Annotated in this window: 9 protein-coding genes; 6 read left to right on the forward strand and 3 right to left on the reverse strand. The window is 43.4% G+C overall.

Annotation, left to right across the window (positions count from 1 at the left end):
• Positions 1 to 16 precede the first annotated feature (16 nt).
• Positions 17 to 391 carry a HopJ type III effector protein gene (locus tag B2863_RS05160; protein ID WP_057759243.1) on the forward strand — a complete coding sequence of 125 codons (375 nt, stop codon included), beginning with the start codon at positions 17 to 19 and terminating at the stop codon, positions 389 to 391.
• A 126-nt stretch (positions 392 to 517) separates the two neighbouring features.
• On the opposite strand, the gene B2863_RS05165 is transcribed toward B2863_RS05160, so the two are convergent.
• Both B2863_RS05165 and B2863_RS05170 read right to left on the reverse strand, forming a co-directional pair.
• On the reverse strand, positions 518 to 829 hold the full coding sequence (locus B2863_RS05165) for a YeaC family protein (RefSeq protein WP_057759241.1): 312 nt from the start codon (positions 827 to 829) through the stop codon (positions 518 to 520).
• 55 nt (positions 830 to 884) lie between these two features.
• Positions 885 to 1,889, reverse strand: coding sequence for an NAD(+) kinase (locus B2863_RS05170; protein ID WP_179798759.1), 1,005 nt, complete (start codon positions 1,887 to 1,889; stop codon positions 885 to 887).
• A 319-nt stretch (positions 1,890 to 2,208) separates the two neighbouring features.
• Between B2863_RS05170 and B2863_RS05175 the strand changes: the two genes are divergently transcribed.
• Positions 2,209 to 2,931 (forward strand): Bax inhibitor-1/YccA family protein, encoded by a 723-nt coding sequence (locus B2863_RS05175; RefSeq protein ID WP_296207995.1) that lies wholly within the window; start codon positions 2,209 to 2,211, stop codon positions 2,929 to 2,931.
• Positions 2,932 to 3,049: 118 nt separating this feature from the next.
• On the opposite strand, the gene B2863_RS05180 is transcribed toward B2863_RS05175, so the two are convergent.
• Entirely contained in the window at positions 3,050 to 5,845 is a 2,796-nt protein-coding gene (locus B2863_RS05180; protein ID WP_296207996.1) for a heavy metal translocating P-type ATPase, read from the reverse strand.
• 437 nt (positions 5,846 to 6,282) lie between these two features.
• Here B2863_RS05180 and mrcB point away from each other — a divergent pair, with 437 nt between their 5' ends.
• The 4 genes from mrcB to B2863_RS05200 all read left to right on the forward strand — a co-directional run bounded on the left by mrcB (position 6,283) and on the right by B2863_RS05200 (position 12,158).
• Positions 6,283 to 8,787, forward strand: a complete 2,505-nt coding sequence (gene mrcB / locus B2863_RS05185; RefSeq protein ID WP_414706887.1) for a penicillin-binding protein 1B — start codon at positions 6,283 to 6,285, stop codon at positions 8,785 to 8,787.
• A gap of 63 nt (positions 8,788 to 8,850) precedes the next feature.
• Positions 8,851 to 9,663: a tetratricopeptide repeat protein gene (locus tag B2863_RS05190; RefSeq protein ID WP_296207997.1), complete on the forward strand. Its 813-nt coding sequence runs from the start codon at positions 8,851 to 8,853 to the stop codon at positions 9,661 to 9,663.
• A gap of 133 nt (positions 9,664 to 9,796) precedes the next feature.
• A complete protein-coding gene (prmA, locus tag B2863_RS05195; protein WP_296207998.1) occupies positions 9,797 to 10,723 on the forward strand; it encodes a 50S ribosomal protein L11 methyltransferase in 927 nt (308 codons plus the stop codon).
• A 172-nt stretch (positions 10,724 to 10,895) separates the two neighbouring features.
• A complete protein-coding gene (locus B2863_RS05200; RefSeq protein ID WP_296207999.1) occupies positions 10,896 to 12,158 on the forward strand; it encodes a DUF3426 domain-containing protein in 1,263 nt (420 codons plus the stop codon).
• Positions 12,159 to 12,291: the final 133 nt, after the last annotated feature.

Raw genomic sequence — 12,291 nt, forward strand, 5'->3', positions numbered from 1 at the left:
CTGAGGTCATTTATTTATGAGTATCCGCCAATCAGATGTATCGGCATTACTTAATGGTTTGAACAAAAAAGCCATTGGATTCAATGATGTCATCAGCTTTATCGATGATTTTTATCGCTATGCGCCTGCCCCTTTCGTAAATGGGATGGTACATAATGCAGCCGGTGAGAACGAAGGTAGCGCAAAGATTTTTGGTTTTGCTAAGCACCATGGCCTGAACCAATTGGACACGCTTAAACTATTTGGCGAACATTATGCCAAGGTTCAAGCAACGCCTAACGGTACCGATCATGCCAATATCCGTAATTTTTTACATTGGGGCTGGCAAGGATTTTTGATGCAAAAGAACCCGCTAACGGTTCGTCCTAGTGTTGATACGACTGCTATTTAATCATTTATGATGATTAAGCTATTTCTGATCATTTAATTATTGGTAAAGTAAAAAAAGCCACGCTATATAGCGTGGCTTTTTTATGATGAGTGTTTTTATAACAACTATTACAACTTATTTATAAATCTATTTATCACGAAATTTAACAGGCTGTACCGCACCTTTAGGATTCGGCATATTAGGATAGTGATGCTCGTGCTCGACGTCACATTCAGCACCAACGACAGAACCATCATCTTTTACAGGTTTATGAATATAACCTGTACGCTCGGCTGGCGGTAGGTGCTCATGCTCCCATACCATCACTGCTTGCATACAAGTCTCACGCTGCTCAGCGGTGATCTTACGACCGTCAGGCCATTTACCTAGCTCAATCGCCATACGAAACTTATCAACCACTTCGGGCGTTAGACTTGCTAGTATTGTTTGTTTATCCATCTTGCCTACTCTCCACTACCATTTTTTGCATCATATTTGGGTCTAATAGATATGCTTATTCATCGTCTATAATATCATCATCGACATCAAGACTGAATTCTTCGGCATGTACGTTCCAGTGCAGCTTTGTACGGCAGGCCTCATAAAAGTCAAACCCAGGCGGGTGCAACAAGGTAAGCTTATCAGGATGCTTACGAATATGTAGGCGCTGCTCTTGCTCAAGTGGCACGCTTGGCTTACCGTCCGCACTCACCATCGGCTGAGTACGATTGTCTTCGTGGATACGAATACAGACCTCACTATTACCACTGACCACAATCGGTCTGCTAGATAATGTATGGGGATGCATTGGCACCAGACAAATAGCGTCCATACTTGGATGAATGATTGGACCGCCACCTGATAAGGCATAAGCGGTAGAGCCAGTCGGTGTTGCTGCTATCAAGCCATCACTATGCTGTCTATAAACGTCATGTCCATCAATTTTCATCTGAAAATCAATCATATGTACCGATTTACCAGCATGCAGTACGATGTCGTTCAGCGCCATGTCTTCATGGATAATTTTGCGCCCTTCTCGTATCTCCATCGTCAATAAGAACCGATGGTCCAGTTGATAGTCTCCCATCAATACTTGGCGTAACTTAAACGCAGCTTCATCAGGTTTTACATCTGCTAAGAACCCTAAACGGCCACGGTTTACCCCTAGTACAGGTACACGGTAGCGTGCTAACGCCTCAGCGGCATGTAATATCGAACCATCACCACCAACCACAATAACCAAATCACAAATCTCACCAATCAAACCACGTTTGACGATTTTGACTCTTTCTATATCTGTGAGATCAAGTGTTGGCAAATTGGCCGTTTGTACATCCATTATTAATGTCAAATTCATATCATTGACGGTTTGGGCAATCTGTACCAAGCTTTGAGTGACACTACGTTTACCAGCACGGCCCATTAGACCAATACGCCTAAAGGCGGGGTTTTTAATAGCGTGGAATAGCTCTGATTCATGTAAGTGTGGCAATCTTGCTGACTGCGCTGAGTTTTCCATAAAACGACTCGGTATAACGGTGAAGTACAAGGTAATGATAGCGATAAATGCGCGCTTAGACTAGCATGTTTATGAATTATCGTTGTTAACTGTCGTAACTGACCCCATATAAAAGCTATCGAATTTTTTACTTAGCCGAATCTGTCTGTTCAGTTTTTCAATTAGTGTATTGAGCGATACAGTAGCCCGATGTGCTAGCCAATGAGCAGCCTGAGGTTGCACCGCAACAGTTGTCACGCAAACACAGTTGACAATAATGGCGGTTTTGCTAAAGTAACTAACATCACTATTTTTATATTTTATTATTAAGGACTTATGTATGGCCAATCCTATTGTCAGTCGCGCAGAACTTGCGATCGGCGGTAATCCAATGACGGTCAAGGGCGTAATTCAAAAGACCAGCTTGTTACTTGGTTTATCAGCCATTACTGGTGTGGGCTTTTTCTTTTATGCGCTTATGGTAGGTTTATCGCAAGGTTTTATTACGATGGCAGCCTTTGGTAGCATGATTGCTGCGTTTGTTCTGGCTCTTTTTATTACCTTCAAGCCGCAAAAAGCCAAGACTTTGGCAGTGCCTTACGCCTTGTTAGAAGGTATATTTTTGGGTGGCATCTCATTATTTTTCATGAGAATGTATCCAACAGTACCAGTCACTGCAATGTGTGCAACTTTCGTCACAGCTGCAGTTATGCTTGGTCTATATCGTTCAGGTCTAGTTAAAGTTACTGAAAAATTCCGCTCTATCGTGACCTCGGCGGTTATTGCCATTATGCTTGTTTATGTAGCACAGTGGGTACTTTCTCTAGCGTTTGGTTCATCACTACCGTTCCTATTTGAAGGTGGCGCTATCGCTATTGGCTTTAGCTTATTTGTCATCGTTATCGCTTCTTTCACCTTGCTATTAGATTTCGATAATATTGATCGCGGTGTTGCGATGGGTGTTTCTGAAGATTACGAGTGGTTGTTCAGTATTGGTATTCTTGCGACCCTAGTTTGGATGTATATCGAATTTATGCGTCTATTAAGCTATCTGCAAGACTAATTTTAAGAGCTATCTAACAGTATCTCTGTATAGAAAAAACCGCCTTTCATTTATGGAAGGCGGTTTTTTTATGAGCAAACTTTACAGACCTGTTTATATTAAATGCTTTTTAAAGAGACTACGCACGTTTTAAGCGCAATGCATTTAATACGACAAATAGCGAACTGAGCGACATACCAATTGCAGCAAGCCAAGGTGGTACATAACCTAAAGCCGCTGGTATCAGGACGATACTGTTGTAAGCGAGCGCCCAGCGAAAGTTTTGCTTGATAATACGTTCCGTCTTATCAGAGATGCGTTTAGCCGCAGTGATAGCTTCGATTTGTCCGTTTAAGATAATACTATCACTGGATACTTGTGCTAAGTCTGCCGCACCTGCAATCGAGGTTGAGACATCTGCCGCTGCTAACACTGGTGCATCGTTAATGCCGTCACCTACCATCAGTACCACGGCACCGTTAGCTTGCAACTGCTGGATATGATGGACCTTATCAGTCGGTGATAGTCCGTTGTACGCTGCTTGCATACCTAAACTCTCAGCCATGACTAGCGCTTGCGGGCTTGGGTCACCTGTCAACATAACAGTCTCGATACCTAGTCCTTTGAGCGTATCGAGCATCGACTGCGCACTATCACGTACCTTGTCATTGAAATAAAAGCATGCCAGCACTTGCCATCCGTTATCATCAGTGTTCTGACAAGACAATACCACGGCTGAGCTGGCTCGCTGAGCTACCAGATCAATGGTTATATCATTATTTGCATCTATATCATTGGCGCTATTATCTGTTTTATCTAACGCAAAGTCCTTGTGACCGATTCGATATACAGTGCCATCAATTATCGCTTCTACACCGCCTGCTGGGTAATGTTGTACGGCTTGCGTCGATGGTAGATGTAACTGATAGGCCGCCGTCAGTACCGCATGGGCAATTGGATGACGACTCCCCACTTCTAATGCAGCTGCAATGGCCAACAGCGTATCTTTTTGCGCTATTAATGATAAATCGTCAATTTCGGTCTGGCTTTTTGGTGGGATTAACTCAATATTTAATAAATTTGGTTTGCCATAAGTCAGTGTTCCCGTCTTGTCAAAAGCAACATGTGTGATTTCAGCTAGCGTTTGTAGTGTATGTCCACGCGTCGTCAAAAAACCATAGCTGGCCAGACGATTGGTTGAGACGGTCAAGGCAATCGGCGTCGCTAATGACAATGCACACGGACAAGTAGCTACTAAGACTGCCACGGTTGCCCAAATCGCTTGGCTTGGATCAACGAGATACCAGCCGACAAATACCAAGACTGACAGCACCAAAATACGCGCGACAAACCAACGTGCCAGCTTATCTGCTTGCTGCGCCAATTTGGGTTTTTCGCTCATGGCGCGATTCATCAATCGATCAATTAAACCTATCTGGCTATCTTTTGGCAAAGCGGTGACTAGCATTTCAAACGGCTGGCTATCGTTTTGTGCACCGCCAACAATATAATCACCTTGAGACTTGATGATTAAATCACCCTCGCCCGTTAGTAGACTTTGTGACACCGTTGCAGTAGAACTTAGCAAGATGCCATCACTGATAATCTCTGAACCCGCTTCAACCAAAATGATGTCGCCCACTTGTAAACTATGAGCGGTGACCATTTGCTTCGACTCTATATCGCCTTCTGCTTGTGATTGCGCATTCTGTTGGTTGCGTGACTGCTGCCAGTCTTGAGCGATACGCGATGTGAGCTGATGAACATTGGCGTCCATACGCTGCATAAAATCAGGCATGACTTCAGTCGCGTCTAATGCCTTTTGAGCCTCATTTTCGATAACTTCATCTTGTTGAGACGCATTTTCTTTCAGCAGTTGTAAAATATGCTCAGCTGCTGATTTGTCTTCAGCGATTTTTTGTACCAATACCGGCTCGACGACTACCAAATCATTAGCCATGGTCGCAGCTTTTAAACGTGCGTTATGCTCGATATAACGCCCTGCCAGCAAAAAGAAAATAAACATACTAACCGAGTCATAGTATGTCTCCCCTTGCCCAGTGATGGTAGCGTAGAGACTGGCAAAGAAAGTAATAATCAACGCAAGACTGACGGGCACATCCATATTCACTTGGCGCGCACGAATCGCTGACCATGCGGAGGTGAAGAAAGGAATACCAGCATAGAAAAATACAGGCGTACTCACAAATAAAGACACCCAACGCAAAAAGTCACGCTGAAATATCAACATGTCGCTATACTCGCCAAAATAAAGCGCAACGGCATACATCATCGCTTGCATCGAACCTAGTGCAGCAATGCCGAGACGCAATAGCATTTGATTATTATGACGTGCCAGCATGGCTTCATGAGTATCTTGGCGATAAGGCTTGGCTTCGTAGCCGATTTCGTTGATGACCGCTAAAATACGACTGATGGGTAATTTGTTTTCATCCCAAATGACCCGCATGCGCTGGTTGGTCAAATTTACCTGACATTTACCAATACCTTCTAACTCATCGAGACGCGACTCAATCAGCCAAGTACAGGCAGCACAGCGTAAGTTATTAACAGACAGCTCTGCTACTGACATGCCATCTTGCGCGTAAACGAACTGTGATTTTATCTCGTCATGATCGTAGACCTCGAGACGCGTCAGCTGAGTTGGCAAACTTGCCGTGCGATTAATCTCTGAACGGTCAAGATAATATTGTTCAAGACCAGCCTCTACAATGCTTTGGGCAGCTAACTGACAGCCCATACAACACATCTCTCGTGACTGACCTAATATATCAGCATGAAACGGTGGCTGAGGTACGGGATCACCACAATGAAAGCAGTGGTCAGCCAGCGGGAGCACTAAGCCTTCGATGATAGAAGTGTCTTCATAAGAATGATTGGTAGCAGATGATACTGATGATGGGATACTAGACATAGTCGCGCTTACTTCCTTTGACAGGCTTGCTCAAAATGCATTCATTTAAAGCAAACTTGCTCGTATTGACTGTACTGTACGTCATGCAATAAAGCCGTTTTTAATCACATGAATATTACTACTATTAGTAGCATAGTATTAATAACAAACGGCTAATAGCAAACAATTAGCAACAGCGAATTCATACAAAATACATCGTGAGGACAATCGTAAATTGTTATCTTATATGGCGTTTATCTACCAGATTGAAAGTGACTGACGCTTTCTTACAAGTATCGGTATTTTAATAGAGATTATACTATAAGCTATCGCTATGAGCAGTATCGTCGCTCATGGCCTACGACCAATAAATGCCCGCGTTGACGATGATAGATTGAAAAATTTGTCAATTTGCGTCATTATGAGGCAGTTTTTTATCCAAAAATGGTGCGACATCCGTGCAAAAACCTAATTACAAGTTACCAAATACCAAGTTATCAGCGTCATCTAAGTCTGCTATGCACACGCTACCCTCGCAGCAGCGCGGCTTGGTCTTTAGTAGTCTGCTATTAATTATCATCATCGCAGGCATGGTGCTATTGGCGCTATATTTGATCAAACTTGATCGCACCATTACTCATAAGTTTGAGGGTAAGCGCTGGGACATTCCAGCCAAAGTGTATTCGCAGCCGCTTGAGCTGTATCAAGGCGCCAATGTCGATAGAGACACAATGAAGACATGGCTAGAGTTGCTCAACTATCAAAGCAACAAAGCTTATGACCGCACAGGTACTTATCACCGGACTGGCAATACTTACTTTATTCACACGCGCGGCTTTACGTATAGTGCTAATGACAAAGATGCCGAGCAAGTCATCAAAATGACGATTTCTGGTAATAAAGTAGAATCGATCCAAAGTACCCTACCTGCCAAAAGCGGTATCATTCGTCTAGAGCCTGTCAATATCGGTGGTATCTATCCCGACAGCAATGAAGATAGGATGGTTGTGTCTTTGGACGAAGTGCCTCAGCCGTTGATTGATGCCCTCATCGCTACCGAAGATCGCGCGTTTTATGAGCATAAAGGGGTATCGGTACGTGGTATCGCCCGTGCCGTAATCAATAACTTTACTGGTGGTGCCAGACAAGGTGGCTCGACCATCACCCAGCAGCTGATCAAGAACTTCTATCTCAATTCAGATCGCACTATCAAACGCAAAGCCAATGAAGCATTGATGGCCGTGTTACTTGAGCTGCATTACAGCAAAGATGAGATTTTACAGACCTATTTGAATGAGATTTATCTGGGTCAAAATGGCAATCGCTCTATCAATGGTTTTGGTCTGGCATCACAGTTTTATTTTGACAAACCTCTTAATGAGCTGCGCTTAGATCAGCAAGCAATGCTGGTTGGTATGGCAAAAGGCCCAAGTATCTATAACCCACGTCGTAATCCAAACGACTCAAAAGCACGCCGTGATGTGGTGCTTAACAATATGCTGACAATGGGTACACTGAGCCAAGAAGACTATGACAAAGCATTAGAACAACCGCTTGGTATCGTGGATAAGCCTGCTGAGGGCAAAAGCCAGTTCCCTGACTTCTTAGATATTGTTAAACGTGAGCTAAATACCGTTTATTATTCTGACGATCTCAAGAACGAAGGTCTGATTATTATCAGTACCTTAGACCCTATCGCTCAATTGGCCGCAGACAAAGCCGTTGATAGAAAACTTGGTGAGCTGCGCCGTAACAGTAGCAAAACTAAAGATTTACAAGGCGCGTTAGTGAGTGCCAACCCTGAGACTGGCGAGCTAGTATCTGTCGTGGGTAGTGGTAGTGAATTTACAGGGTTTAACCGCGCGGTCGATGCCAAACGCCAAGTTGGCTCGTTGCTGAAGCCTATCATTTATATGACTGCGCTTGAGAGCGGTCGTTATAACTTGGCCAGTTCAGTAGATGACTCCCCTATTACGGTCAATCTAAACGACGGTACTGACTGGAACCCTAAAAACTACGACAACAGGGATCATGGCTATGTACCATTTACCACGGCATTGTCTCAATCGTATAACCAAGCAGCAGTACGCTTAGGTATGGAGTTCGGTGTTAATACCTTTGCTAAGCAATTACAGCGCATGGGTATCAAAGAAAAAATCCCACCTTATCCATCAGCATTACTAGGCTCAGTTAATTTGAGCCCAATGGATATGCTTGGTATTTACCAAGTATTTGCCACTGGTGGTTTCCGTACGCCTATTCACAGTATCCGTACTGTTATTGATGATCGTGGCCGTATTTTACAGCGTACTGGGCTTAACACTCAGCGCAGTATTCCACCTGAAACCAACTTTTTGACCAACTATGCATTACAGCAAGTCGTCTCAAATGGTACGGCCAGACGCGCCCAATCGCTCGGCAGTAATTTAAACCTAGCCGGAAAAACGGGGACGACAAATGACTACCGTGATGCTTGGTTTGCAGGCTATAGTGGCAACTATGTAAGTGTTGTTTGGGTTGGCCGTGATGACAATAAACCGATTGGTTTGAGTGGTGGTACTGGCGCCTTACCAGTTTGGGTAGATTATATGAAACGCCTAAAACTGACTCCGGTTGCTCTACCAGAGCCAGAAGGTATCGAGTGGTTATGGCTAGAGAACAACTCAGGCAAACTGTCTAGTGAGCGCTGTGCCAACGCTCGCTACCTACCAGTAATGTCAGCTCATCTACCAGAAGAAGCCAGCAGTTGTGCGCTGAGCCTGTATCAGCAAGATCGCGCTCGTGAACAGACACAATTCCAAAATCAGCAAGGTGATATCAATCAACAACGTCGCCGCGAAGGTTTAGAGATTCCAAATGGCGAAGCTGTTGAGTCTGATGAGGCAGAAGGTAGCAGTGAGCAAAATGAAGGCGATGAAAACCGTGCTGATACTTGGTATGACCGCGCTGTTGAATGGTTCTAGCTGTTGAATGGCTTTAATAGTGTTTTTGGTATTTAGCTTTTAATATTTAAAAAAGGTTTTAACATGATGGTGTCATCTTTACGGACAACTACTTCAGTAAAACAAACCATAGTGCTATGGCGTAATAAAATTACGTCAAGCAATACCTTACTTGTAGGCAGCGCGATCGTTGGTATGTTAAGCCTAAGTGCTTGTCAAACAGCACCTAGCACATCGACTACAGTGCAAACAACGCCTGTTCAAACATTACCAATGTCACAACCGACTGTGCCATCAACAACAACTGCTCAAGCGCCTATCACTGAAGCAAATGATCAAAGCAACTATCCAACCGAGCCTTACGATGCAGTTGACCAGCCTGAAACGCCAAATCCATTAACACAAGAGACACCTATATTTACGCCTCCTGCACCAGAAATAATGCAGCCTGACCCTGTTATCATTGCGCCTTCTCGTAACGACTATATAATCTCTGAGCCATCGGTACCGTCGCATAATGAGTTACTTGAACATGCTCGAAGAAACTCGCAGCAACGTACACAACAATCTGCCAGCAATAATAGTAATCTGCCTGCGTTTCGCAATTTGATGCAAGTAGGTATCAGTCAGTTGAAAGCGGGCAATCTAACCAATGCCGAGAGCAGCTTTACCCGTGCGCAGCGTCTAGCACCCAAATCATCGGCGGTATATTTTTATTTGGCACAAGTAGCATTAAAAAAGAACCAGCCTCGTAAGGCAGAAGCGATGGCACGTCGTGGTCTTAGCGTCTCTCAAGATAGCAATCGTAGACGAGCACTATGGCAAGTTATATTGCAATCAGGACAAGCTCAAGGTAACTCACGCGTGGTCAATGAAGCAAAACAAGCACTACGCTAATAGCTGATATCTGCACATTTCAGATTCATTAGTTAAAACATCTATATACAGCATGCATTTCATTGTATGTAGATTCATCTAGGGCATTCCCTAACACCTACATTTATTTTTATTTCCGCTTAAGGTTATCTTTATGGCATGGCAACAACTGCATTTACAATGTGAAAAATCAAACGTCGACTTGGCTGAAGCGCTTTTATTAGAGGCAGGTGCATTATCAATCGCTTTAGACGATGCTGGCGATCAACCTTTGTTTGAGCCACTTCCAGGTGAATCACCGCTGTGGGATGAGGTGATACTAACAGGATTGTTTGATGCGACTACTGATGCTGGTAGTCGTCAAGCGGTTGAGCAATTAAGTCATGAAATTGCTGCACAAGTACAGGCTACTCGTATTTGGCTAACGGCTGTTGATGATAAGGATTGGGAGCGCGAGTGGATGAGCAACTATCACCCTATCGAATGCGCTAATGACTTATGGATTGTGCCTGACTGGCTAACGCCGCCTAACCCTAAAGCCACCAATATCATTATGGATCCAGGCTTAGCATTTGGTACTGGCTATCATGCTACGACTCGCCTGTGCCTAGACTGGCTAACAGAGCAAGACCTAACAGACAAAGTGGTTATCGATTATGGTTGTGGTTCAGGCATTCTAGGGATTGCTGCTTTGCTATTGGGTGCACGTCAGGTATATGCAGTCGATATTGACCCGCAGGCAGTACTTGCTACCAATCAGAATGCGGTACGCAACAATGTAGGCGATCGTTTGCAGGCATTTTTGCCAGAAGAATTTACAGAGTATTGCGCGCAACATGACATTTTGCCTGTAGAAGTGATCGTTGCCAATATTTTAGCAAAGCCGCTTATTGGTTTAGCACCTTACTTTGCAACACTGATTGCGCCAAAGGGCCGTATCGTATTGGCAGGTTTGATTGAGTCACAAACCGAGCAAGTCACTGAAGCTTATCAACCATATTTTGCACTGGATCCTAAGCATGCTTTTACTGCGCAAGAAGACCAACATTGGCAGCGTTTATCAGGTACATTTACCAGCTAGCAACATTTAATTACATCTGTTACGATAGAGGGCAGTCAAATGTTATGTGTTTGACGCCACTCTGTCTGTGCCCATAATTCATCGAAATTAAATAAGTAAAATGAGTATTGTGGGCAGCTATTGGTGAGTGGCTAAGCGGTATTGATAACCATACTTTTTTGGATTCGCCTCTATGACCACGCCAATAAAAACCCAATGCCCCCATTGCCAAGCTTGCTATAGCGTTAAACAAACTCAACTAAATCAAGTCAATGCTACCATCAGCTGTGATCGGTGCCAGCAAAGTTTTTTGGTCAATAAGCATCTTGTGGTAAATTCTGAGGTTATTCAAAAACCAACACCACAAAAAAACATTCCTGCTCAACAAAAAGCTCAAACTCAACCAATATCAAATGAGCAAAAAGCGAATACTAGTAGCAATCAGCATAAACTTCAGAATGTGCCAAATCGCCCTACATCTTCAACCAATAAGAAAAAATCATCTGATACTTTGATTCATGACGACTTAATCTATGATGATATGGATATAGACGATCCAGAAGAAGACGTTCAAGAGTATGACTCTTTAGATAGTATGGATGCATGGTTGACTCAAGCAAGTAATACCAGTCCTAGCGTAGCAACCACAGAAAAACCAAAAGCGCCCCTTTCTAAAGAAACTATCAAAAGCTCTAATTCATCAACCAAGAAACCATCTACTAGTACAATATCAGCATCCTCATCAACACAGGATATACTTAGCTCGGCAGCGGCCAATGATATTCATGCCAATGTTGAGAGTACTGATAACAATTCGTGGCTGCAAAAATTATTAGAAGAACAAAATCAAGACGAAGAAACACCGCCAGATGATACAGACTTATCGAAGCTTCTATCCGATATGGGAGTACCCGTTAAAGATGAAGAGCCTGCTGCCGACGATCGTTTAAGAAAAACCCAGCTACCATTTGCACCAACCCAAACGACACGTTCAATTGCATCACTATTATGGATATTAGGTTGTTTGGTCTTAGCACTGCTACTCGCGGCTCAGTATGTTATTTTTAACTTAGAAAATTTAGTCAAAAACCCAGCCTATGCTCAGCGTCTCCAATCGATCTGCTCTGTCGCTGCCTGCAGCTTGCCCAGTGCAGACTTATCAGTGCTTACTATCAACAATACCTTTTATAGAAGCAGTCAGATTAAAACTGCTGGTACATTTAGTGATATAGGCGCTACTCTAAGTAATGGCAGCCCGCAGGCACAACTATACCCCAATGTAAAAATAAGCGTTTACGGTAAAGATGAGATTATTGGAGAGTTTATTGCAGATCCAAACGATTATTTACTAGGAAAGCAAAGTCAGTTAGCTGCCAATACAGATAGACAGCTATTATTTACTATCCCTGTTGCTAACGCGCAAATTCGCGACATTACTATGACCGCTCTTTATTAAATTAAGTTGTCATATATAGATAAGCGTGAGTAGAAAACATACTGTAAATTCATTTTCAATTAAACCGTGATAGCCAAGATAACGATGAATCTATCAGCGCTAGGCGATATTAATTTGATATACTATGGTTCTG

The organism is Psychrobacter sp. UBA3480, from assembly GCF_002377945.1.
Taxonomy (GTDB): Bacteria; Pseudomonadota; Gammaproteobacteria; order Pseudomonadales; family Moraxellaceae; genus Psychrobacter.